This window comes from Leuconostoc sp. UCMA20149 (assembly GCF_030400235.1).
GTDB classification, from domain to species: domain Bacteria; phylum Bacillota; class Bacilli; order Lactobacillales; family Lactobacillaceae; genus Leuconostoc; species Leuconostoc pseudomesenteroides.
This window is the reverse complement of record NZ_VJYC01000005.1, coordinates 27,420-48,339: the sequence shown is the minus strand read 5'-3', so window position 1 is coordinate 48,339 and position 20,920 is coordinate 27,420. Positions and strand designations below refer to the sequence as shown.

General features: G+C 37.7%; 33 protein-coding genes and 1 tRNA gene. 8 read left to right on the top strand and 26 right to left on the bottom strand.

The features are described 5' to 3' along the window. Positions 1-25: 25 nt before the first annotated feature. The 18 genes from FF105_RS05675 to FF105_RS05590 all read right to left on the bottom strand — a co-directional run bounded on the left by FF105_RS05675 (position 26) and on the right by FF105_RS05590 (position 8,201). The gene (locus tag FF105_RS05675; RefSeq protein WP_290046421.1) at positions 26-322 is read right to left on the bottom strand and encodes a hypothetical protein; all 297 of its coding nucleotides are present in this window, start codon (positions 320-322) and stop codon (positions 26-28) included. A 99-nt stretch (positions 323-421) separates the two neighbouring features. After that, positions 422-964 (bottom strand): hypothetical protein, encoded by a 543-nt coding sequence (locus FF105_RS05670; protein WP_290046420.1) that lies wholly within the window; start codon positions 962-964, stop codon positions 422-424. Then, entirely contained in the window at positions 964-1,302 is a 339-nt protein-coding gene (locus FF105_RS05665; protein ID WP_290046419.1) for a YopX family protein, read from the bottom strand. The genes FF105_RS05670 and FF105_RS05665 overlap by 1 nt, the downstream gene beginning before the upstream one ends. Positions 1,303-1,416: 114 nt before the next feature. Continuing rightward, positions 1,417-1,698: a hypothetical protein gene (locus FF105_RS05660; protein WP_290046418.1), complete on the bottom strand. Its 282-nt coding sequence runs from the start codon at positions 1,696-1,698 to the stop codon at positions 1,417-1,419. Positions 1,699-1,711: 13 nt separating this feature from the next. Then, on the bottom strand, positions 1,712-2,131 hold the full coding sequence (locus tag FF105_RS05655) for a RusA family crossover junction endodeoxyribonuclease (RefSeq protein WP_290046417.1): 420 nt from the start codon (positions 2,129-2,131) through the stop codon (positions 1,712-1,714). Between the two features lie 106 nt (positions 2,132-2,237). Beyond that, complete coding sequence (locus FF105_RS05650) at positions 2,238-2,939, bottom strand: putative HNHc nuclease (RefSeq protein ID WP_290046416.1); 702 nt, start codon at positions 2,937-2,939, stop codon at positions 2,238-2,240. Then, complete coding sequence (locus tag FF105_RS05645; protein ID WP_290046415.1) at positions 2,939-3,385, bottom strand: hypothetical protein; 447 nt, start codon at positions 3,383-3,385, stop codon at positions 2,939-2,941. The genes FF105_RS05650 and FF105_RS05645 overlap by 1 nt, the downstream gene beginning before the upstream one ends. Next, positions 3,382-3,648 (bottom strand): hypothetical protein, encoded by a 267-nt coding sequence (locus FF105_RS05640; RefSeq protein WP_114667461.1) that lies wholly within the window; start codon positions 3,646-3,648, stop codon positions 3,382-3,384. Before FF105_RS05640 ends, FF105_RS05645 begins: the two co-directional genes overlap by 4 nt. After that, positions 3,618-4,496, bottom strand: coding sequence for a phage replisome organizer N-terminal domain-containing protein (locus tag FF105_RS05635; RefSeq protein ID WP_290046414.1), 879 nt, complete (start codon positions 4,494-4,496; stop codon positions 3,618-3,620). Before FF105_RS05635 ends, FF105_RS05640 begins: the two co-directional genes overlap by 31 nt. A gap of 143 nt (positions 4,497-4,639) precedes the next feature. Then, on the bottom strand, positions 4,640-5,296 hold the full coding sequence (locus tag FF105_RS05630) for a hypothetical protein (protein ID WP_290046413.1): 657 nt from the start codon (positions 5,294-5,296) through the stop codon (positions 4,640-4,642). Continuing rightward, the gene (locus FF105_RS05625) at positions 5,296-6,108 is read right to left on the bottom strand and encodes a recombinase RecT (RefSeq protein WP_290046412.1); all 813 of its coding nucleotides are present in this window, start codon (positions 6,106-6,108) and stop codon (positions 5,296-5,298) included. Before FF105_RS05625 ends, FF105_RS05630 begins: the two co-directional genes overlap by 1 nt. A gap of 2 nt (positions 6,109-6,110) precedes the next feature. Continuing rightward, positions 6,111-6,398 (bottom strand): hypothetical protein, encoded by a 288-nt coding sequence (locus FF105_RS05620; RefSeq protein ID WP_290046411.1) that lies wholly within the window; start codon positions 6,396-6,398, stop codon positions 6,111-6,113. Beyond that, a complete protein-coding gene (locus FF105_RS05615; protein ID WP_290046410.1) occupies positions 6,395-6,592 on the bottom strand; it encodes a helix-turn-helix domain-containing protein in 198 nt (65 codons plus the stop codon). Before FF105_RS05615 ends, FF105_RS05620 begins: the two co-directional genes overlap by 4 nt. Before the next feature lie 108 nt (positions 6,593-6,700). Continuing rightward, positions 6,701-6,856: a hypothetical protein gene (locus FF105_RS05610; protein ID WP_180922005.1), complete on the bottom strand. Its 156-nt coding sequence runs from the start codon at positions 6,854-6,856 to the stop codon at positions 6,701-6,703. A gap of 1 nt (position 6,857) precedes the next feature. Beyond that, positions 6,858-7,025, bottom strand: coding sequence for a hypothetical protein (locus tag FF105_RS05605; RefSeq protein WP_228933960.1), 168 nt, complete (start codon positions 7,023-7,025; stop codon positions 6,858-6,860). A 9-nt stretch (positions 7,026-7,034) separates the two neighbouring features. Continuing rightward, complete coding sequence (locus tag FF105_RS05600; protein ID WP_290046409.1) at positions 7,035-7,760, bottom strand: phage antirepressor KilAC domain-containing protein; 726 nt, start codon at positions 7,758-7,760, stop codon at positions 7,035-7,037. 5 nt (positions 7,761-7,765) lie between these two features. Beyond that, positions 7,766-7,963, bottom strand: coding sequence for a hypothetical protein (locus tag FF105_RS05595; RefSeq protein WP_290046408.1), 198 nt, complete (start codon positions 7,961-7,963; stop codon positions 7,766-7,768). Between the two features lie 10 nt (positions 7,964-7,973). After that, entirely contained in the window at positions 7,974-8,201 is a 228-nt protein-coding gene (locus FF105_RS05590; protein ID WP_290046407.1) for a transcriptional regulator, read from the bottom strand. 86 nt (positions 8,202-8,287) lie between these two features. Here FF105_RS05590 and FF105_RS05585 point away from each other — a divergent pair, with 86 nt between their 5' ends. The 7 genes from FF105_RS05585 (at position 8,288) to FF105_RS05555 (ending at position 13,953) form a co-directional block, all read left to right on the top strand. Further along, the gene (locus FF105_RS05585; protein WP_290046406.1) at positions 8,288-8,485 is read left to right on the top strand and encodes a hypothetical protein; all 198 of its coding nucleotides are present in this window, start codon (positions 8,288-8,290) and stop codon (positions 8,483-8,485) included. A 358-nt stretch (positions 8,486-8,843) separates the two neighbouring features. Further along, a complete protein-coding gene (locus FF105_RS05580) occupies positions 8,844-9,203 on the top strand; it encodes a helix-turn-helix domain-containing protein (RefSeq protein WP_290046405.1) in 360 nt (119 codons plus the stop codon). Then, positions 9,200-9,619, top strand: coding sequence for an ImmA/IrrE family metallo-endopeptidase (locus tag FF105_RS05575; protein WP_290046404.1), 420 nt, complete (start codon positions 9,200-9,202; stop codon positions 9,617-9,619). The genes FF105_RS05580 and FF105_RS05575 overlap by 4 nt, the downstream gene beginning before the upstream one ends. Before the next feature lie 242 nt (positions 9,620-9,861). Continuing rightward, entirely contained in the window at positions 9,862-11,403 is a 1,542-nt protein-coding gene (locus FF105_RS05570) for a hypothetical protein (RefSeq protein WP_290046403.1), read from the top strand. Between the two features lie 120 nt (positions 11,404-11,523). Continuing rightward, positions 11,524-12,591, top strand: coding sequence for a site-specific integrase (locus FF105_RS05565; RefSeq protein ID WP_290046402.1), 1,068 nt, complete (start codon positions 11,524-11,526; stop codon positions 12,589-12,591). Positions 12,592-12,998: 407 nt separating this feature from the next. After that, entirely contained in the window at positions 12,999-13,652 is a 654-nt protein-coding gene (locus FF105_RS05560; RefSeq protein ID WP_290046401.1) for a DUF4767 domain-containing protein, read from the top strand. Between the two features lie 46 nt (positions 13,653-13,698). Then, entirely contained in the window at positions 13,699-13,953 is a 255-nt protein-coding gene (locus FF105_RS05555) for a hypothetical protein (RefSeq protein WP_010276278.1), read from the top strand. A gap of 76 nt (positions 13,954-14,029) precedes the next feature. Here the strand turns inward: FF105_RS05555 and FF105_RS05550 are convergent, their stop codons facing one another. The 5 genes from FF105_RS05550 to FF105_RS05530 all read right to left on the bottom strand — a co-directional run bounded on the left by FF105_RS05550 (position 14,030) and on the right by FF105_RS05530 (position 17,662). Further along, on the bottom strand, positions 14,030-14,305 hold the full coding sequence (locus tag FF105_RS05550; RefSeq protein WP_010276282.1) for a hypothetical protein: 276 nt from the start codon (positions 14,303-14,305) through the stop codon (positions 14,030-14,032). A 262-nt stretch (positions 14,306-14,567) separates the two neighbouring features. Next, positions 14,568-14,656, bottom strand: a tRNA-Ser gene (locus tag FF105_RS05545). A gap of 50 nt (positions 14,657-14,706) precedes the next feature. Continuing rightward, entirely contained in the window at positions 14,707-16,545 is a 1,839-nt protein-coding gene (gene typA / locus FF105_RS05540; protein WP_010276285.1) for a translational GTPase TypA, read from the bottom strand. 62 nt (positions 16,546-16,607) lie between these two features. Then, positions 16,608-17,393, bottom strand: a complete 786-nt coding sequence (locus tag FF105_RS05535; protein ID WP_010276288.1) for an inositol monophosphatase family protein — start codon at positions 17,391-17,393, stop codon at positions 16,608-16,610. Continuing rightward, a complete protein-coding gene (locus FF105_RS05530) occupies positions 17,390-17,662 on the bottom strand; it encodes a UPF0223 family protein (RefSeq protein WP_010276291.1) in 273 nt (90 codons plus the stop codon). Before FF105_RS05530 ends, FF105_RS05535 begins: the two co-directional genes overlap by 4 nt. A 55-nt stretch (positions 17,663-17,717) precedes the next feature. Here FF105_RS05530 and def point away from each other — a divergent pair, with 55 nt between their 5' ends. Continuing rightward, a complete protein-coding gene (def, locus tag FF105_RS05525) occupies positions 17,718-18,296 on the top strand; it encodes a peptide deformylase (protein ID WP_010276294.1) in 579 nt (192 codons plus the stop codon). Between the two features lie 62 nt (positions 18,297-18,358). On the opposite strand, the gene FF105_RS05520 is transcribed toward def, so the two are convergent. The 3 genes from FF105_RS05520 to FF105_RS05510 are packed head-to-tail and all read right to left on the bottom strand — an operon-like array spanning position 18,359 to position 20,825. Further along, entirely contained in the window at positions 18,359-19,000 is a 642-nt protein-coding gene (locus tag FF105_RS05520; RefSeq protein ID WP_010276295.1) for a TetR/AcrR family transcriptional regulator, read from the bottom strand. A gap of 9 nt (positions 19,001-19,009) precedes the next feature. Further along, positions 19,010-20,110: an ABC transporter permease gene (locus FF105_RS05515; protein ID WP_147651821.1), complete on the bottom strand. Its 1,101-nt coding sequence runs from the start codon at positions 20,108-20,110 to the stop codon at positions 19,010-19,012. After that, on the bottom strand, positions 20,088-20,825 hold the full coding sequence (locus FF105_RS05510) for an ABC transporter ATP-binding protein (protein ID WP_010276301.1): 738 nt from the start codon (positions 20,823-20,825) through the stop codon (positions 20,088-20,090). The genes FF105_RS05515 and FF105_RS05510 overlap by 23 nt, the downstream gene beginning before the upstream one ends. Positions 20,826-20,920 lie beyond the last annotated feature (95 nt).

The following is a 20,920-nucleotide window of genomic DNA, read 5'->3' as shown; positions in this document are numbered from 1 at the left end:
GTTGATCCATGCTTTGCTCCTTTGACTATTCGCTCGTAATCTCTCTTGATAAGATGTATTCGATATAATCTTCACCGTGACCGCTATTTAAAACAGACTTATCTATAATTTTGTAGCCACTCGCTAATGATTCTCGTGCACTCTGTAAACTTTGATAATTGCTCATAATTGACCGCTTAATTACGTATTCAAATTTAGGTTCTTTAAGCTCATATTCTCGTCGTAAATCGTTAATTAACTGAATAACATCATCACTGTATATTTGTCGTGTTCCGTCCAGTGACAACGCTCTGGATTTTTCTATCGCTTCATCAAATGTCATTTCAGACCTCCATAATATTTCAATACAATATAAGTAACTACAACCATTGCTGACAAATACATGCCAGACTCAATCGCATGCTGTAAGTTGTGTCCTATTTCAATCATTGTCACCCTCCACTGGCAACTGCACCGCTTCTGTTAACGGATTTGTCCATTTTTCAGCCTCTTCTTTGGTGTCAAATTGTGTGGCGTATTCCTTATTATGGTTGTAAGTCAACTCACCTTCATCAGTGCAATAAAGCATATTACCACCTGCATTTGGAAGTATTCTTCTCACAAACCACTTCATATCAGGAACAATATCAATCGTTTCTTCTGGATTCTCTGAATCATAATCAATCCATAATTGTGCAAGTTTCTTCTGTCCTTCGTCGAAAGAAAAAATATCTCTCAAACCCGCGTACTCACCGCGGTGTTCGACAGGATTAAAAATTAAATTAAATAGCTCATATAAATTAACAGGATAAATACTGTTTATTACTTGTTGCCACTCTTTGTATTGCTTTTGTGTCATCTTCACACGTGGATGTAACTGTTCTGCTGTATATACAGCCGTGGACTCATCGTTTGGCGTTGCTGATCTAAGCATGCTATATACTTTTCCATTTTTAATTTTTACATATGCTACTGGTTCAGTCATCACTTATCTCCTCCGTGTAAAAACTCATGAATATCATTGCCGATTTCATCAGGGCTGAGACGGTCGGTGTCGTCCAATAAATCTGCGTTCTCGTGTATGTTGCCAATGACTTCAATTCCATAATTTAGCGATAATTCAGAAATTCCATTAACTTCTCCAGTCCAACCTTTTAAATCAAACGCTGGATAATCCCCAGTTTCGTTATATACAACTTCATATACATCAGGTTCATCATCATCAAATTGAGTTATTTCTGCTACAATATCGCCTTCATAAATTTCAACACCGTTTTTGTCTTTGAGACCTGTGTATTGTTCAAAAATAACCTCCTTATACAAAAACTGATAAGGAAAACGTGCTTACTTTCTGATGAATCATATTTTGTATAGTCATTGGCTTTATATACTTTTCATCTCTGGTGAACCACGCTCTAAACTTAATCTCTCGCATAACTATTCACTCCATTCCGCAATGTACTTATCAGCTGGCAACACTCTGATGTGTCCGTCTGATGTGTATACAAAGTAAGTATCATCTTGTCTCGGCATTTCCATACCGTGATATAAATCGCCAAATTCTATTTTGGTTACTTTAGGTTCATTGCCATTGTCAAAATAACCTACTCTTTCAATTCCATCACCAACAATATATAAGGTTGGCGAATAAGTAGTTTCATCTTCGTTTCCCGAAAAATATGTTCCCAATCCCACGCTCTGTAAGCTAACTATTTTCATCTCATCACACTTTCTAAATCTCATTAACTTCAACTACTAGACGACCTGTTTGTCCGTAACGTTTGCTGCTGATTAATTGAACCGTGGCGTTGTCGTCATTCCATAGAACGCCGTTTAAAGCGTCCTCAATGCTTTTAATATAATTGCTTAGGTCTGGTTTTGTAGTTGGCAATATCAAACCGTTAATCGCCTCTTGCTGTTTCTTGCGTGACCATGATTTTAATACAGGTCGCACAACTTGAATATTCACGCTGATTGCACCGTTAGGAATTTTATAAGACTTTCCTTTTGCAGCTATTTGCGCCATCATGCGTAGATCAGTTTTGAAATTTGCTGTCTTTTTCGGGTCGTACATTCGAATGCTGTTACCAATACGTGCCGCTCTCGGTCTGGCTTGTGCCACTGGTTCAATATCAAATTTAAATAACGTCATGCTTTCCTTTCTGCTAATTTGCTCTTATTCGTATCAAAACGCCTGTTTGCGAATTGCAAACATTAGTTTGGCATAATTACACCAAAACCGTTTTTAAACGCTTAAATCACTTTATATTCAGTCCATGTGCCAAAGCTATTTTTTCGTCAATCTTGATGCCATTAATCTTGAACCGCTGCATGAACGTTTCGATACCAAGTGAATGAGCCACATTATGGTGTTCCCTGCATAGTTGCACCGCTCTGTGTCCCAAGTGATTAGTGTGCTGTCGGTTCATTCCTGACCCAACTGTATCTAAATGATGTAGGTCGCTTGGCTTCTTGCCACAAACAACACACATCTTTTCCATGAGGCATCTATACTCCCACCGTGCAATTTCCTGTGGCTCTAACTCGTTCAACGGCTTCACACTCAAACTAATGTCATGTATCGCTGCATAATCTAGCAACATGTTGATGAACTGGTTTGTATCTGTCTTAGTACCTTTAGCAGCGCTCAAACTAAATTCTCCAAAGTCTAAGCTGTTGTAATACTCATACATGGCATAGAAGTGCTGTTTAACTGTTTCAGGGGTTTCAATCCAGTAGCCACCTTTTTGGGATAGCCAGATGTCATGCAACAAAGCAAACGCAAACTTCCGCTGTTGTGCCGATACACCGTTTTCATCACTCGCTATCAACGACACCACCTGTTGCTGCCCGCTGGCGTGATACTTCTCTAGCGTGTGGATATCATCAGTGCTCAACTGCAACGTGATTAGACCTTTGTTTGGGTCAACCTTATTCAGTTTTGCGAATAGCTCTGTCACTAATCATCAACCACCTTGATTGTTTCTGGGTGTAACCACGCTTGCATAAATGGCACAGTATACTTTTTCATAATTTCATCAACACTTTCACTATTCTTGGCGAATGATCCGGCCATTGTCTGATAACCATTTGTTAGACCGCGAATATCATCAGTCCCAAACATGGTTTGCATTTTATGTTTACTATCAGAATCAAAGATTGCAAACGAATCAAATAGCTGTCCGTCTGGATATTTCTTTGCGCTGTCAAAATATTTTTTCCCTTTAGCCGGCATCTCAATAGTCGGAGCGTACTCTTGTCGTAAATTGTAAATAATCGTTTCTATATCACCCGCCTCGATATGACCTTTAACGTTTGTGTGCTTGTCTAGACTGTCTCCATACCACGTGTCAGCACCTTTGTCGCTCAGTGCTTTTAGTTTTTCTACCGCTTCATCAAATGTCATTTTGTTGCTTCCTTTCTCATCTCTTGCAATACTGCAATCGCTTCTGGTGCACTCTGCCAAACTTCTAAAATCGAAACGTAATTAGCACTAGCGCATTTAACCATCTTTGTGAGCGATCCATTTTCTTTTAATCGTCTGCCTAACTCTTCAAAATTAACCGCTGGGAACGATTGACTATTACTAGATGTCGGTATTCCCATTGCCTTTAATCTGATTGCTAGGAGTACAAAATCTAAAGGTCCTTTGCCGCGTCCGTCAGCCATTCTGGTAACTCCCTTTCTGGCTCCTCAACCGGTTCTGAAACACTCGCTAACTGTGGCTCAACAATATTTCTCCTACCGCCATACCTTGAAGACTTTTGAGATTTATTTTTTAATTCATCAGCTTCAACAGCTTTCAGAGTGAACAGTTTTTTGTTGTACCATTTTTTAGTGATAGCCAATACGTAGTTAAAGTTATTAGCACTATTAAGTGCTGCAATCTCCATTGCTTTGGTTATGATGCTTACTGCCTCATCTTCGCTAGATTCGCTAGCAAAGTCTTTCAGTTCATCATTGATTTTTTCTGAAACGATTGGACTAACCAAACCAAAACCATTTTTTTCATAAACCGCCACAATCTTTTGATAGGCTGTTGGTTCTTTCTTTGTCTCTTGTTCTAACTCTATGTTCTTACTCTTACTCTTACTGTTGTTACTGTTTGTTACCTCGGTGTTACTTTGTAACGCTTTTTGTTCTTTTTGACGTTTTCTGAATTCTCTAACTCTGCGTGCTGAACCTGTCTCAGAACCCGTCAAATCGGGTGTTGCAACTAAATAAATATCTTCGTTCAAGTCTGGGTGTGTCATCAATTTTTTAGCTTCTAAGTAAGCCAACAATGCACGGACATCTTCAACATTTTCATTTAGCATAAGTGCTAATTCTTCGGCTATATCACTGCCGGCACCTTGAAAGTAAATCGTGCCATTTGTATCAGCACTTTTAACCAACATTTCTAAGTAAATGATTGTGTATGTGTCACCACCAGCCATGCGACGAAGCAATTTGATATATGGATCTGTAAAGAAATCTTGTCTGATTTTTATCCAAAAATAATTCTTTTCTTCTGCCACTTGTTACCTCCTAGGGCATCACACCCATTTGTATGGTTGCGCCATATCGCTGTGAATGCAGTGCGTTACAATGACTACTTGCGCTAACTTGTAATCTAAACTCCACTGGTGCTCGGTTTTACCACATTGAGCTGGTGGTGTTCTTATTGCAGTAATTGTGCGATTTTAGCTAAATCATCTTTAATGTCTTTGCCACCGTAAATACCATCATCTTCGTAGTTCGAGTACAATTCAGCAAAAGCACGATTTAGATCACGCTTTAACAAATCCAAAGGCGTTAATTCGGGCTGTTTGTTTTGGTCGTATTCTGCTAATCTTGCTTGACTAACAATTTCGTTTTGAACCTTGCCAACAATTTTTCCTGTCGGTGTGAATGTCCCGAATTTTCGCCAATCATTAGCGCTTAATTGATGTTGACTATCCAATTGGTGTAAATCATTTTGTTCATCAATAAACGCTTCCAGAATAGGCATGTTAGCGTCTAAACGTGTTTTCTCCCACGTATTAGTGCGCTCAACCAAATCTTCACGGACACTTAACAAAGTATCTAAAGCAGCTACTGCACCATGATTTTCTTCATAGAACACTTCACTGCGTCGCTTATCCTCTGCTTTAAGTTCTTTCTTAATCAGGTCAGCATTCTTTTTCAAATCACTTTTAACAGCGTTGGCACGTGACCCTTGAGCAGCAGTTACAATAGTTTCTGGCAATGATTTATACTCTTCGGCGATTGCTAACAAATCACTGTAATTAACCATCACACCATTTTTAAAACTCAATGCTGGTTTAGTCTCTAACATCAATTGTCACCTCCAAGATTTTGAGCGAACGGATTGGGCGCAGTCTCTTTATCAACATCACTCAATTCACCGAACAGACTTTCTTCCTCAGCATTCATTTCTGGTGCATTTGTCGTCTCGACTGGTGCCTCAATATTTGCTGGTTCTGGTGTGACATCTTGAATACCGGCTTGAACATATTCAGCTTGTGTATCTTCTGCTAGTGCTCGTTTCATTTCACTAGACTTTGGTGCATACTGCAAAATAGATTTAAGTACTGTCTTTTTAGCCATTGCATCAAAATCAGTTGACCAAGGACCCTTTTTGGATTTACTGAAGCGATCACGATGGGCTTCAACTTTTTCTTTTGGCCAGTATGCTGCCATTTTGAATCCGTTAACTAACGTGAAGAAAGCATAATAGCCAATGATTTTTCCTGTTTCTTCGCCGTCAGTCACCAGCTCTTGGTTGTACTTGTCCCATTCTGGATTTTCACCCTCATAGACACTTTCAGCTCCGAATGATTTCATCTGTCCGCTTCGCATTGCCAATTGAACAATGCCTTTATATCCAAGTTGGAATTGCGCATCACCTTTGTAAGGAACTAAATAGGCTTCACCTACCGTTGGCAATAGAGACAGACCCAATGCACTGGCTTTGGTTGCTTCAACAATGACGGTGCCTAGTTTTGCGTGCTGCAATGCCGGATTACCAGAAATGGTCAATGCCACTTCTTTTGCAAATGACTTGGCGCTTTCTCCAGCTGTTGCAGCGAACTGCTCCACGACTTTGTCACTACTTAATTGCTTTGCTAATGTTATTTCGTTTGCCATGATTAATCTCCCCAATCAATATCTTCTAATTCGTGCATCTCAACCGTGATAAGACAACTACTGTACTTTTCCAAGTAGTCTGCTAAATCGGTGTCTAGTACATAGTCGCCGTGCTTATCTTCTGGTTTCAGAAAAAATACTCGCTCGGCATTATTTGCTTTTGCAACTTCTGACCGTTTCATTTCTCCAAATGGATAAACGCTCAAAGTTGGCTTATCATCATAGTTAAAGTTGTCGCGGTCAACTTGTTCATGACGTTCTGTAACGTCTTTTACGTACATTTGATTCATTTAACGTCACTCCTTCCAACTAAGTAGTCAATTGAAACGTCATAGTAATCAGCCAATCTAATCAACGTTGGAATGTTTGGACTGACCCTACCTGTTTCATAACGAGACAAGTAAACGCTATTGATATTTGTACCAACAGACACCCAATCAAGCGTTAATCCCCACTCTTTTCGAAGCTCACGTAATCTATCCATTTGCTTTTACCTCGTTTCTTGCTATAATCGAGATATAAATTATTTTTCAGGACAATTTATACCTACTGCGCTTAGCCAACTCCAATTGTGCTAAGCGTTTTTCTTTTGTCAAAAATACTTGTTTGAGCTGTTTTTACCGCCCATTGCTTCAAGTCTGCGTTGCTTTTCGATTCGTTCACGCTCCTGTGCTTCACCTTGTGATAAGCCTAGTGCGAAGACCAAAACTAAAATTACGATTGTTGCTACTACTTGTAAAAACCACATGTTATTTACTTACCCTTTCAAATAAATCCAAAGCGCCGTTCGCTTGTTCTATGGGATTAAAATTCAATGTCGTATCATTCTCGATTGCCTCACGACCTTTGCTGATTGCTGCCTGTGCGTAATCAAGCAACGACTGTCTGATGTCTTCTAAATCTGCACTCTTTGACATGCTGACCTCCTATGCTGCTTGCAAAAACTTGTTGATAAAATATTGCTGTCCCTTGCCAGTTACTTTAGGCGTCTTAGATACCGTGACACTACCGTTACTGCGTGCGATTGAGGTTTCCTTGATTTCAAACAATCCCAATTCCATACTTTTCTGTGTCGGCATATTGTAATCTGTACCCCTGCGTCGGATTAAGTAGCCGTTATCACGTAGCCAACTGAATAATCGTGTGGCGCCTGTATCGACACCATTTTGTTTGAGTATCTTAGCTAGTTCACCAACCAGAACACTTGTATGACTAGTTGCTACTGCGTCCGCAAACAATGCTTTTGGTTTCATCTCGGCAATGATTTGGTCTTTCTGGTCAAGTAGTAACTGTGACGCTTTCAAACCGAGTGCCATTTGATAAGATGGATCGTTGGCTAACTTCTTGTAACGGTCTTCGACTTGTATAAAGTAATCTCGAATTTGTTGACTCTTTTCAGTCTTCGACATCATGGCTACATTCTTTGCCATGTCGACCGTGAGTGAATAATCTTGAAGTGGCTTAACAGCGCCGTTATTTACAACCGTACCTGAAAGTACACTTGTAAAATCTGTGCCTTCAACGTACATTTCGTGATATTGTTCAAACCATGCGCTGAAACGTTTCTTAACGCCTAATTCCTTGTGCAACTCTCGGGCGCTTACTCGTGTCTCGCCCTGCTCGTTTTGATTAATCTTGATAATTTCCTGCATATTGCTTACCTTCCTGACTTCTTATCAATCCAATACTGAATTTTAGTTCCCCAATACATCACTGTATTTCCTGTCCTCATATATGGTTTAGGAAACGTCTTATCTCCTCGAAAGTGTTTGTTGAATGTATTCCTTGATATATTCAAATGTTCCTTATCGACAATTTCGCCGATGTTGTATCCACGACCATCAAACGTTGCCATAGTTTTCTCCTTATAAATCATTGATGTTGAACAATGTGAAAATCTTTTTACGAATTGCTTTTGACTTTGGCGAATTTTCACCGTTAATTGCACGGTTTGTTTGAGCGGTACCTTCACCTATCGTTTCGGCAAGTTCCCATTGCTTCATGTCATCTCGTTCCCACATTTCGTCTAAAATGCGTTTTTTGATGATTCGCTTAATTTCTTTTTCTCGCTCTAGAATTGTTGTTGCTGTCATACTGTCACCTCCTTTGTTTAATTGTGATAATATTTATGTTGTGAGCGTCGAAATTCTCCCCTACATTTATGAAAGGAGTCAGACCGATGACTATTTCTGACGAACAAGTTGCTCATGACCTAGCTATTGCGTACGTAACAGCTAAAATGTCTCAACAAAGTAATATTTCCCCAAGTTCATCTGATTACACCGCTTACAAATCAGCTTTTGATAGATACAAAGCTGAGATTACTTCTGTGAAGAGCGCCATTCACAATCTTCAACGTATGAATGAATCAGTTTAATCAATGACCTTGATATCAAATCCGCTTCCATAAACGAGGAGGCGTTTTTAATTTGATTAACTTTCAAATCCAAAAGCTTCTCGTAGGTTTCTTTGTTCTCCATAGCTTGTCTCCTTTCTGTTTTTTTATTATCAAGTTGTTGACATTTTTTTACACAATGTGTAAACTAAGTGCATACGAAATAAGCTACAAATAACGCACTACCTAATAATCAGACCGCCAAGTTAGATTTATAAGTGTTTGTTTTTTGTTGCTCAATTACTTGATGAATTCATTATTACACAATGTGTAAAATAACGCAACCATTTTGTGTGATTTTGTGTAATTTTTATTCGTCAAAATATAAAAAGGTGTTGATATGACAACGTTTGAACGAATTAAAAAAATTGCAAAAAGCCGTGGAATGAATCTTAAACAAGTAGCTAAAGCCTCTGGACTGAGTGAAAATGCTATATACAGGTACAATCAAGGCGTTGACCCGACTGGTCCGTCTCTAAAAGCTATCGCCGACACTTTGCTTGTTACAGTAGATTATTTAACTGGAGAATCAGAAACAAATAATTACACAAGCAGAAAAAATACTTTTAAGCAAGCAGACATCGAAGATGATGACTTACTTTTGGCCTTTGATGGTATGGAGATTGACGAAGAAGATAAGCAGGCCATAATTGATTTGCTTAAATTCAGAAGATTTCAAAAAAGGAACGAACAAAATTGAACGACGATCTAATTAAAAAAGAAAATATAGAAAATACACTTTCTGAAATAGCAAAGAGAAATTTTATTAGTGTCTTTTTTTTGGGAATGAAATCATCAACACCTGATGTTGCCATTCCCAAAGATAGTACAGTAGTAATGAATCCTAATTTTGATACAAAAGTGAATTTTATGTACAGGTTTGCTCATGAACTAAGCCACGTTCTCTACGGAGACCCAGATGCACAAGCAGTTTATTATTTCAGTGAATACGGTAAACGTGGCGAAGAATTACAAGCACATAGAAATGCTATCAAGATTTTAATGTCAATTGAAGCGCCAACCAGCGTAAATACTTTTATGGAGTATTATCACGTACCATCTTGGCTTGAGAATTACGCCAATGAAACATTTAAGTCTCTTAATGTTATAGAATAAGTTTATGTGCCAAGCAACCACATTAAACTGCTCGGGAGTAAATATCAATGTATAGCCAATCATCACTAAGAAATAAAGCTAGGGAGGTCTTCCCGTTTCTTATTATAGTAATAATAGGAGTTGTCTACTTCAATAATATACTATTTAATCCAATAAAGATTCCAGTTGATACATACTATCAATTATCAAGAATACACAATTCTTCAGGTAGTTTGATTCAGTTTTTGTATCCGCAAAATTTTATGTCACTAGGTCAAGTAGGAGTGGCGACTAATATTTTTTACCCGTCATTTGTCATGCAACTTATTGTTAATATTATTCCTACTGTTAGTCCAATCTTCTCATTTAAAATGTTTATACTTTTGCTTTTTGTATTATCAGGATCAATCTTATATTGTATTTTGCGTTTTAAATTGAATTTTGAAATTTGGAAAAGTATTTTATTAGCTGTCCTTTGGGCGGCATTTACCACATACTCAACTTCTAATATCGGTGGAGAGGCCTTAGCCAAACTTGGATTTCCCTTACTTTGCTTTGGATTAATGAACATAAATATTCAAGGTTTTCATAAATATATAACTTCAGGCATATTGCTTGCTATTTATTCACATCTTATTACGGGAGCATTTTTGGCGCTATTCACATTTATTTATTGGATTGTTACTATCTTTACAAAAAAATCTGATAAATATATTGCATCTACTAATTTTTTTAAAACTGCTTTATACTCTTTTCTTGGTAGTTTGGCTGTAACTATTCCAATAATTATATTTTCTAAGACAAATAATATCAAAACTCCCAATGTTAATCTCCATCAGTTTCAGACTTGGAGTGTTTCTCTCTCCGATACGATAAGCAATCCCGGAATTTCAGGTCTTGTATTTATCATGATGTTTTTTGTCATAATTACTTCTATTTTCGTATCAGGAAAAATTAATTTAGGACAATCTGTTTCAGTAGTGGTTGCACTTTTCGGAACATCTTCTTTAGCATGGGAAAAAACATTATTGAATTCTCCAATAACTACAATCCAAATGCCAGCAAGAATATTTGATTATAGTTTAACTCTTTGTTTTTGCTTTTCTTTGCTTGTCCTAAAAACATATAACGATAAAAACAATCATAAGTCGCTTTATCTCGTTTTAACATTCAGTTTTTTATCCATTGTTGCTTCATCAATCCATAAATCTAATTTTCCGGACATTGAAAAAGATGGTAGCATGATTATAGCAACAAACGAGAAAATAACATCATATTATAAACAAGGAAACGATGGTTATGGCGTTGCCTCGTTAGGTGCATTTGACAAGAGCAGCACATCTAATGAGAACTTTTGGAGCCTGATGAACTATTCAGACTATGTTCCATCTAGTGCTTTAAAAGACAACAAAACAAGTATGCTTAGGCAAGACGATACGGGACGAAACTTTGTTAATCATGATATATTGACAGAACAAAACCGTTTATACAAAACATCAGATTACACTGCAAATTATAATCAGTTATCGTTCAAAAACCTAAGCTCAATACAATCCACTAAAATAAAGTTGCCTGTTTTAGGATATAGATCCTCTAATATTTCAGTATTTATAAATGGCACACGTATTACACATACAATAAAAAACGGAAGTATACAAGTATTTTTAAATAAAACTCTGCCTAAAAGATCTACAATATTAGTTAAAGAAGGTATTCCGTTATTCATGATTTTTTCATATATTTTGTCTTTGCTATCAGTTTGTTTTTTATTTTTCGGTCATAAAAGTTATATGAGTAAACATTAAAAAGCACACCCCTTACTCGCAAAAGTTCTTTGGGTGTGCTGAACAAAATATTGTAAACGCACGGGGCGTTCTATTAGATTATAACAGATATAAGCCCCCTTTTTAAAGGAGGTTTTTATTATGGCTTCAATATACAAACGTGGTTCAAAGTGGACAGCTAATGTTTTTATTATCAAGGACGGACAACGCAAAAGAAAAACAAAGTCTGGTTTTAGTACAAAACGTGAAGCACAGGCATGGTCAGTTGATGCTGAAATGAAAAAGAAAAATAATGAGTTCAGCGTTGATAACGTTGTGTTCACCGAAGCATTTGAAGAATGGTATCACATTTTTAAAGAACCACAATTAGAAACAGCAACTAAACAATGGTACCGCACTACCCTGTCTGTTTTAAAATCTAATTGGAACAACAAAAAGTTATCAGAAATAACATCAAAAGACTTTCAGATTCTAATTAATGAATATGGCAGTAACCATGTTAAATCATCTGTATCACACATCAAAAATATTACCAGCGCTTTTGTTCGCTATGCAGTAGATGAAAACATGATTTTAAAAGACTTCACACGAAATGTTAAAACATATTCAGTAGTCAAAAGCAAAGACAAAGAGCTAAAATTTTTAGAAACAGATGAAATGGAGAAATTAATTGAACGTGTTAAAAATAATAATGCTGTGACCAGTCGAATGATTCTGACTGCGATTTATTCTGGATTAAGATTTTCAGAAGTTGCTGGTCTTACCAAAGATGACTTTGATTTTAAAAATAACACTATATCAGTGAACAAATCATGGCAAATTCACGATCAGGCTTTTAAAGAAACAAAAACTAAAACATCAAACAGAATCGTATCAATGCCTAATTCATTCGTTGAAATAGCCAAAAAATGGACGTTTGGAGATACGTTTGCTTTCGAGGGTGATAATGGCACACCACCATCAGATAATGCCGCTAATAAGCAATTAAGGCGTCTTCTAGAACAAGACAATAGCAAAATAATTACTTTTCACGGTTTACGTCATACCCATGCCAGTTACCTACTAGCTAAAGATGTGTCAATTCAGTACGTTAGCGAGCGGTTGGGTCATGCCGATGTTAACATTACTTTATCAACCTATGCTCATTTGTTAGATAAAAAACGTTCTGAAGAAACAGATAAGGCGCTTTCACTATTAGACAAATTATGAAATAGTGCTACAATAGTGCTACAAATGCTGTCTAAACGCTTATATACCAGTGTATAATACTCCCCCTCAACGCATTTTGACCAATTCATCACGTTTGTTGATGAGTTGGTTTTTTACTTGATTAATACCTGAGACATGATGATTAATTAAAATTTAGACAAAAAATGACTGAGGAAGTATACACCTCCATTATATAAATGTAATTTCGGTTCAGCTCACATTCCATTATTTCAGACGTAGTTGTTCTTAAGTATGAACATCACATACATTATCTAGTAATCTTTTTTCCACAACACAGCCCACACAAAGTCAAAATATTCACTGTAACTACATTAAATTACCAACCGAAAAATACTGACTTTTGTTATAATATTAGGTGAAAATAAGTCACACCAAGGGAGACCTTTATGAGAGGAAAACACATGCCTAGATCGACCAAGTGGCCGGTCTTCGTACTAATCATTATTGCAGTGATTTTAGCCATGATTATATATGGCGCAAGTTCACGCAATCAAACCACCAAAAATCAAAGAACTGTTAGCCATCAATCTAGCCTTTCTTCAACACGGTCATCATCCATCAAATCGTCCAGTAACTATAGCTCAAATCAATCTACGAGTAGCAGCGATGTCGCAGTAAAAAGTACCTGGAATGCCACTAAAAACAAGCAATTAAGTGATTTCATGAGCCAATGGCAAACGGAAATGAATCAAACATATACTGGTACCTATGATAATCAAAAACCTGATTATTATGGTATTTCATTTCCAACAGCCTTAGAAAATGGTAGACTTAGTGGCCATATCAAGTTTGACAATCAAGATACAACCATTGAATGGTCACCAAATGGCAGCAGCAATTCCAAGAATCAAGTCATAGCTGTTGCTGTCGGTCAAACATCATCAGATGGTTATAACAAAATCCTTTACTTGTTTATCTCTCAAGAAAGCCAACCAAAAGTATACGTTTCACAAACAACAAATGGTGAGGATCTATATTTTACAGAGACAAAAAATACAGCGCTGGAAAACGGCTTTAGTCAAATATACACAGGTAACTAAAGCTAATCACCTAACTATATGTCATTAACACAAACAGGAGAACATCATGAGAGCAAAAATAGGTAACAAGATGGTCGAGGTTTGGCAGATTTCACATCAGCCTATCTCTGAGAGTTGGGTCCGTCAGAGTTTTGACAAAAAATTATTAAGTTGGCACCAAATTTATCCAGACGACCTGTTGGTCAATGCGCCTTGGTCTGTCAGTATCGGTAAAATTGGTGATTATTTGATTAAAGATGGTAATCAAATATCTTTAATCACCCAGCAACAATTTGACAAAACATATAGACTAGCTAATTAGATAATGGCAATATTTCAGTCAGCGCTACCGCTGACTTTTTTTGTATCAAAAATATGTCAAGCTGACTAAACCCCTATCAGTGAATTGTTCCTAACCAAAATGGTAACCATAACGAGATATCATCTTTGAAATTTGGTTTCACTAGTTCTGTAAAAAATTGCAAACCTTGTGGCGACAATTTTTGTTGCAAAGCGAGCGGTCGAAAATTACCAATTAAGCTACGGATTACCAAATCTTCTCGCTCTTTTTCGTCTATCAATTGATGGATTGCGATGTTGACAAAAACTTGTTCTTCATCATTCAAGGAAAGATGTTGTAACAATTCAGCAAAATTATTTTTTTCTTTTTTCAATTTAATACTCCTCTAATCATTAATCTTACAATAATACTTATATTTTTTCAAATCAAGACCAAAGTATGGCAATTGATCAGTCTAGGAATGTTTATTTAATATGATTATCTTTTTAATTTGCAGGAATTATTGATCATTGATATTTAATAATAGAATGACTGAACTTAAATTTTAATCTAACTGAATCTAGGTATCTCCCCTAACAAACAATAAAAAAACAGCAGTTCTGCTGTTTTACTTACCACATATACACTTGTTCGAAAGGAGCTAGCGGGATTTGAACCCGCACACCGCCAAAAGCGGCTCGACGGATTTCGAGTCCGTTGCAGTACCAGATTGTGCCATAGCTCCATCATGAAGAAGTTAGAACATATTATCTAACCTACTTCGAAAATTTAAAATTACTTTGATGCCTTACGACGTTTTGCGGCCTTTTCACGCTCAGCTGTGTTCAAGATAGCTTTACGAATACGAACGTTTTCAGGTGTTACTTCAACATATTCATCATCATTCAAGAATTCAAGTGATGCTTCCAAATTCATTGTACGAGGTGTCTTGATTGAAGCAGTTTGATCCTTGTTTGAAGAACGCACGTTTGATTGAGGCTTCAATTTCGTAACATTGACTGAAATGTCGTTGTCGCGGGCATTCATACCCACAATCATGCCTTCATAAACTTCAACACCGGCACCAACGAACATTTGACCACGGTCTTCAACACCCATAATGGCGTAGTTAGAAGTTGCCCCTTGGTTGATCGAGACTAAGGCACCATTTCGGCGTCCTGGCTCCCAGTTGCGCACTACTGGACGATATTCAGCATAAGTATGGTTAAAGATACCATAGCCTCTTGTTGCTGACATAAACTCTGTTGAGTAACCAATCAAACCACGTGAAGGTGCCATATAGGTCAAACGTGTTTGACCGTTTCCGACAGACTCCATGTTGACCATTTCACCCTTACGTTGGTTCAATGAGTCAATAACAGTTGATGAGTATTCATCAGGCGTGTCAATTTGTACAGATTCATAAGGTTCTGATTGAACCCCATCAATATCACGGTAAATAACTTGTGGACGTGATGCTTGCAATTCGAAACCTTCACGACGCATTGTTTCAATTAAGATGGCCAAATGTAATTCACCACGACCAGATACTAACCAAGCGCCAGCTTGATCAGTGTCTTCCACGCGAAGAGAAACATCAGTGTGCAATTCGCGACGCAAACGATCTTCAATTTGGCGTGCAGTGACAAACTTTCCTTCTTTACCAGCAAATGGGCTATCATTTTGACGGAAAGTCATTTGCAAAGTTGGCTCATCGATACGAAGAATTGGCAATGGATCTGGATGAGCAGGATCTGCAACTGTTTCACCCACAGAAATATCTTCCATACCTGACACGGCAATCAAATCACCAGCCTTGGCTTCTTCGATGTCAACTTGATCTAAGCCAATGAAACCAGACAGTTTTGTTACGCGGAAGCTCTGCGTCGAACCATCCAACTTCAAAACTTCAACGTTATCACCAATCTTGATTGTGCCGCGCTTAACACGACCAATTCCAATACGGCCAACGAAGTCGTTATAATCCAACATTGCCACTTGGAATTGAAGTGGTTCATCAGAATTATCGACTGGCGCAGGAATTGTTGCAAAAACAGCATCAAAGATTGGCTTCATTGTGTGTTCTTGATCTTCAACAACTGGTGATAATGATGACGTACCGTTCATAGCTGAAGCAAAGATAACTGGGAAATCCAAATCCTCTTCGTCAGCACCCAATTCAATGAACAAATCCAAAACTTCGTCAACAACTTCTTCAGGACGGGCGCCAGGACGGTCAACTTTATTGACAATCACGATGGGTGTCAAGTGTTGTTCAAAAGCTTTTTTCAAAACAAAACGAGTTTGTGGCATTGTACCTTCAAAGGCATCAACAACCAACAAAACACCGTCAACCATACCCATGATACGCTCAACTTCACCACCAAAATCCGCGTGACCTGGTGTATCCAAAATGTTAATTTGCTTGTCACCAACCTTAACGGCTGTGTTCTTTGACAAGATAGTGATACCACGCTCTTTTTCGATATCGTTGGTATCCATGGCACGATCACCCAATTCCTTGCGTGAGTCCAAAGTGTCTGATTGTTTCAAAAGCTCGTTAACCAGCGTCGTCTTTCCGTGATCGACGTGGGCAATGATAGCGATGTTACGAATGTCTTCGCGATTTGCCAATTTTCCAGTGCTCCTTTAATTTAAATGCTACTCACATACAAAAGCTAGGGAATCCGTATTCCCTAGCTTTTATGCAACTCGACAATGTCGCGATGCGCTCGTTTCGTAGCAACTAATACTATGTTTGATGATAACATATCCAGTGCTTGCCCGTCAATATCTGAGACGATTAAACCCAAAGTTTTCGCTAAAACTTGGCCTGCAGCAAAATCCCAAGGCATCATTTTTGACGAATAGCCAACAGCTTGTCCCGTAATAACCCGTATAAATGAAGGACCAGCGGCACCAATAACACGATATCCTAGAGCAGCTTTAGCAATTTGATCATAGCCAAACATACCATACAGCAATCTGGCGCCACTAAGCAAAACTACGCCTTCCGCCAAGCTATCATCTCCAGGTTGTTGAATGCGCAACTGATTAGCAAACACGCCAATTTTTGGTCCGCCATGATACACAACATTATCAACCACATCCAGAATCCAACCTAGCACTGGTTGATTATCCACATATAGGGCTATCATAATGGCAAAATCAGTATGTTCTTTGACAAAATTCATTGTGCCATCAATAGGATCTACAAACCAAACATGCCCGTTCATAGCTGTTGGTTTATCGCCGAACCCTTCTTCACTCACAATCTTTGCATTGACATCGAAAGACCTAATAAGCGCGTTAATTTTTTGTTCATTCGCCTTATCAACATTGGTAACCAAATCACGTTCGTCATGTTTTGTTCCGACCTGTAAATGGTGTCTCATTGCACTGATTGTATCCTTTTGTAGATCATCAAGCCACAGAAGTACTGTTTGGTCAATATTTTGAATTTCCAACTGACTCATTGTCATAGTCGCACCCTTTTTTCTGTGCTCGTTTGTAATAGTTTAGTCACGCGATAAATGCTATGCCCTGTTTGACGTTCAAAATCTTTGTCGAAACGCTTTTGTTCGCTTTTTGCAGGCATAACAACGCGATATTTGTTATAGTGTTGTACCAGTTCGTCTCGTGAAACACCGTTTTCGTAAACGCTCAGAATGGCATCAACAAAGTTTGAAACTATCACAATATCTTCAGTTGTCCAGTTACCATCAATTGGTAAAGTATAATTTTCGCTCATAATCTTATTTTAACATGTTCAAACGTTTGATATACTAGAATATGAGGTAAAAAACATGACAATCAGATTTACAATGGATAAAATAACGCGAGATGGCGATCCTGTCTTACGTCAGACAGCTAAAGATGTGCCATTCCCGCTGAGTGATGAGACAGCTCAACTGGCTAAAGATATGATGACCTATTTGGTTGTTTCTCAAGATGAAACTGAAAATGAAAAATATGGTCTTCGTCCCGGCGTTGGTTTAGCGGCACCACAAGTTGGTTATTCTTTAAGAATGGCTTCAATTTTGGTCCCATCACTCGATCCACACGACCACCCAGAAGAGCCCTACTTTAAAGGTACGATATTCAATCCAGTGATTATTTCTGAGTCAGTCAAGCGTGCCGCACTGGACGTTGGTGAAGGCTGCTTATCTGTTGACGAAGACGTACCTGGATTTGTACCACGCGCCGACCGCATCACTGTTCGTTATCAAGATGAAGATGGTGAAACACAGACAATTAAGCTGCGCGACTATCCCGCCATTGTCTTCCAACATGAAATTGATCACCTACATGGTCATCTTTATTATGATCATATTGACATCAAAGCCCCATGGCAAATTGATGATGATACTAAATATATTGAATAGTTATTAAACTTGTTGTTAACTATGCCGCCTAGGTTGATTAATTTCAACCTAGACGGCTTTTTCTATTTCAGGGCTTTTTCCACAACGACTATTCCCTCAGCAATGGCATCCTCCAAGGAAACATGACTATTGATTTGATACCCAACAACAATACTGATTATTGTGCTACTAATCAACTTTATCGCCTGAAAATCGCTGATATTACATATTTCACCACGCTCTCGTAATATGCTCAATAATGGTTTCACCTCCTCAACAATTGCTGTACGAAAATGCTGAACCATTTGTTCTGCAAACGTTTTATCCACTAACACTTGAACCAATGCAACTTTGATAGCTGGCAAATTATTTTGGATGAAATGGACGCGATTTGAAATGACTAACATCAAAACATCGTGCAGTTTTGGTATTTTATCACGTGAAGTGATTTGAGACAAAAATTCATGAACGGCACTTTGAAAAACATTGTCAAGTACGGGCGCAATGCCCTTAACCAACAACTGATTTTTGGTTTTAAAATGTTTGTAAACTGTTCCTTCCGATACACCAGCGGCGCTGGCAATATCTTTCGTCGACGTTTGCTCGAATCCTTTTTCTGAGAATAACAGCAAACTGGCATTCAACACCGCTTGCTGTTTTGAACTCAGTGCATCATCTTTTGCTGATAATTGCTTAAATAGTGCAATTAAATTTGTTTCTGTCATTAATCCTCCTTAAACACGCCGATATCTTTTCAAGCCAACTATATTTAACACTAATAATATTATAGCAAATCCAATTAACACAACTAAATCCAGCCATACACCGCTAATTGAGGCGCCTTTTTTAATCACATTAGTCAACGCATCACCGCCATAGTATAGTGGCATTATTTTAGCAACACCTTGCCATATTTGATTCATACCAGAAATATTAAAAATACCTGAAAAGAATATCTGAGGTACAACTAAAAGTGGAATAAATTGAATCATTTGAAATTCGGATGCGGCAAAAGTGGATACTAGTAATCCTAAACTCAAAGCAACCAAAGCTAAAATAATATTGATGATCAAAACAAGTACAAATGAACCCTGATTTTGCACACCTAATACGAAAAAAACATAACTGACAATAATCACAGTTTGAAGCACTGCCAGTGTGCCATAAGCTAGTGTATATGCACTGACAATTTCATAACGTTTAACGGGCGATATCAGCAACCGGTTCAGTGTTCCGGTTGTACGTTCATGCAACAGCGAAATACCAGAAATTAGAAAAACAAAGAAAAATACAAAGAAGCCAACCATTACAGGTGCAATACTAATAAAGAGTGAACTGTTAGATTTTCTATAAATATAATTTTCATTAATTGTCATACCACTGTTAATCTCAGATATTGCTCGGCCTGGTTTTGTTCGTTTGGTCACCTTTGCCAAAGCCGACTTAAGTTTGGACATTTGTTCGCCTGAAACCGTCTTTGTAAGATCTGCTTTCACAATACCAGTGAGACTTGTGTCTGCATTTTGGTATGTCACTGTCAATTGGTTTTCTTTTTGTGTTATAACAGCAGATAAATTATATTGCATCAATGATTCTTTGGCGGACTTTCGCTCTTTCAGGGATACAAGATGAAGATTATCATTTTTCTTCAATTGATTGACTATTGTTTGGTCAACTTGATACACACCTAGTCTTGCAGTTACTGAGGATGAATTTTGTAGGATGGCAAACAACAGTGTCAAAATAAGCAGTGGAGCAACAAAGACAATAGCTAATGTACGTTTATCCCGTCGTAACTCTGTCATAATTCGTTTAAATATGGCTATTATTCTCATAACGTTCTCCCGCCTTGATAAATACTGATTCGATATTTGTGACCTGATATTGTTTTTCCAAGAAAGTCGGCGTATTGTCAGCAATGATATGTCCGTCTCGCAACATTAACAGGCGATCCACCGTCTCAATTTCAGACATGACGTGTGTTGTAATCAGAACTGTCTTACCTTGTTGATGCAATTTATCTAATTCTTGCCAAATTTTGATTCTAAGTTCAGGATCAATCCCGACTGTTGGTTCATCCAAAATTAACAATGGTGCATCTGATAGCAATGCAATTGCGAGAGATAATCGTCTTTTCATACCACCTGAGTATTGGTTGACCCGTAAATCTAAGTGATCCTGTAAATCAACAGTTTGGCTAACCAAATGAATTTTGTCAGTTAATACCGAACGAGATAGCCCCATTAATTTTCCAAAAAATGACAGATTTTCCAAACCAGTTAAATTACCATATAACGCGTCATTTTGGGCCATATAACCAATATTTTGCAGAGCTGATCGATTAGGCATGTCACTGTTCAATAACCTGACTTGTCCGCCGTCCAATCTTAACATGCCAAGCATTGCGGCAATAAGCGTGGACTTTCCAGCACCAGACGGACCAATTAAACCAACTAATTGTCCAGAATTGATAGTTAAACTAATTTTATTCAACACATGGTTAGTTCCAAAGTGTTTATCAACATTTTTAAGTTCAATCACTTTTTCCATGCCACACCTCATTATTTTTATTAAGTGAGTGAGTGTTCACTCACTATTTGTACAAAATATAACACAAAACACAAAAAAATGACAGAACAAAATTA

Excerpts from the sequence above, each read along its gene's own strand:
- FF105_RS05675 (WP_290046421.1), bottom strand. The coding sequence starts at position 322 with ATGACATTTGATGAAGCGATAGAAAAATCCAGAGCGTTGTCACTGGAC.
- FF105_RS05670 (WP_290046420.1), bottom strand. The coding sequence starts at position 964 with ATGACTGAACCAGTAGCATATGTAAAAATTAAAAATGGAAAAGTATAT.
- FF105_RS05660 (WP_290046418.1), bottom strand. The coding sequence starts at position 1,698 with ATGAAAATAGTTAGCTTACAGAGCGTGGGATTGGGAACATATTTTTCG.
- FF105_RS05655 (WP_290046417.1), bottom strand. The coding sequence starts at position 2,131 with ATGACGTTATTTAAATTTGATATTGAACCAGTGGCACAAGCCAGACCG.
- FF105_RS05645 (WP_290046415.1), bottom strand. The coding sequence starts at position 3,385 with ATGACATTTGATGAAGCGGTAGAAAAACTAAAAGCACTGAGCGACAAA.
- FF105_RS05640 (WP_114667461.1), bottom strand. The coding sequence starts at position 3,648 with ATGGCTGACGGACGCGGCAAAGGACCTTTAGATTTTGTACTCCTAGCA.
- FF105_RS05630 (WP_290046413.1), bottom strand. The coding sequence starts at position 5,296 with ATGTTAGAGACTAAACCAGCATTGAGTTTTAAAAATGGTGTGATGGTT.
- FF105_RS05625 (WP_290046412.1), bottom strand. The coding sequence starts at position 6,108 with ATGGCAAACGAAATAACATTAGCAAAGCAATTAAGTAGTGACAAAGTC.
- FF105_RS05620 (WP_290046411.1), bottom strand. The coding sequence starts at position 6,398 with ATGAATCAAATGTACGTAAAAGACGTTACAGAACGTCATGAACAAGTT.
- FF105_RS05615 (WP_290046410.1), bottom strand. The coding sequence starts at position 6,592 with ATGGATAGATTACGTGAGCTTCGAAAAGAGTGGGGATTAACGCTTGAT.
- FF105_RS05610 (WP_180922005.1), bottom strand. The coding sequence starts at position 6,856 with ATGTGGTTTTTACAAGTAGTAGCAACAATCGTAATTTTAGTTTTGGTC.
- FF105_RS05605 (WP_228933960.1), bottom strand. The coding sequence starts at position 7,025 with ATGTCAAAGAGTGCAGATTTAGAAGACATCAGACAGTCGTTGCTTGAT.
- FF105_RS05600 (WP_290046409.1), bottom strand. The coding sequence starts at position 7,760 with ATGCAGGAAATTATCAAGATTAATCAAAACGAGCAGGGCGAGACACGA.
- FF105_RS05595 (WP_290046408.1), bottom strand. The coding sequence starts at position 7,963 with ATGGCAACGTTTGATGGTCGTGGATACAACATCGGCGAAATTGTCGAT.
- FF105_RS05590 (WP_290046407.1), bottom strand. The coding sequence starts at position 8,201 with ATGACAGCAACAACAATTCTAGAGCGAGAAAAAGAAATTAAGCGAATC.
- FF105_RS05585 (WP_290046406.1), top strand. The coding sequence starts at position 8,288 with ATGACTATTTCTGACGAACAAGTTGCTCATGACCTAGCTATTGCGTAC.
- FF105_RS05580 (WP_290046405.1), top strand. The coding sequence starts at position 8,844 with ATGACAACGTTTGAACGAATTAAAAAAATTGCAAAAAGCCGTGGAATG.
- FF105_RS05570 (WP_290046403.1), top strand. The coding sequence starts at position 9,862 with ATGTCACTAGGTCAAGTAGGAGTGGCGACTAATATTTTTTACCCGTCA.
- FF105_RS05565 (WP_290046402.1), top strand. The coding sequence starts at position 11,524 with ATGGCTTCAATATACAAACGTGGTTCAAAGTGGACAGCTAATGTTTTT.
- FF105_RS05560 (WP_290046401.1), top strand. The coding sequence starts at position 12,999 with ATGAGAGGAAAACACATGCCTAGATCGACCAAGTGGCCGGTCTTCGTA.
- FF105_RS05555 (WP_010276278.1), top strand. The coding sequence starts at position 13,699 with ATGAGAGCAAAAATAGGTAACAAGATGGTCGAGGTTTGGCAGATTTCA.
- FF105_RS05535 (WP_010276288.1), bottom strand. The coding sequence starts at position 17,393 with ATGACAATGAGTCAGTTGGAAATTCAAAATATTGACCAAACAGTACTT.
- FF105_RS05530 (WP_010276291.1), bottom strand. The coding sequence starts at position 17,662 with ATGAGCGAAAATTATACTTTACCAATTGATGGTAACTGGACAACTGAA.
- def (WP_010276294.1), top strand. The coding sequence starts at position 17,718 with ATGACAATCAGATTTACAATGGATAAAATAACGCGAGATGGCGATCCT.
- FF105_RS05520 (WP_010276295.1), bottom strand. The coding sequence starts at position 19,000 with ATGACAGAAACAAATTTAATTGCACTATTTAAGCAATTATCAGCAAAA.
- FF105_RS05515 (WP_147651821.1), bottom strand. The coding sequence starts at position 20,110 with ATGAGAATAATAGCCATATTTAAACGAATTATGACAGAGTTACGACGG.
- FF105_RS05510 (WP_010276301.1), bottom strand. The coding sequence starts at position 20,825 with ATGGAAAAAGTGATTGAACTTAAAAATGTTGATAAACACTTTGGAACT.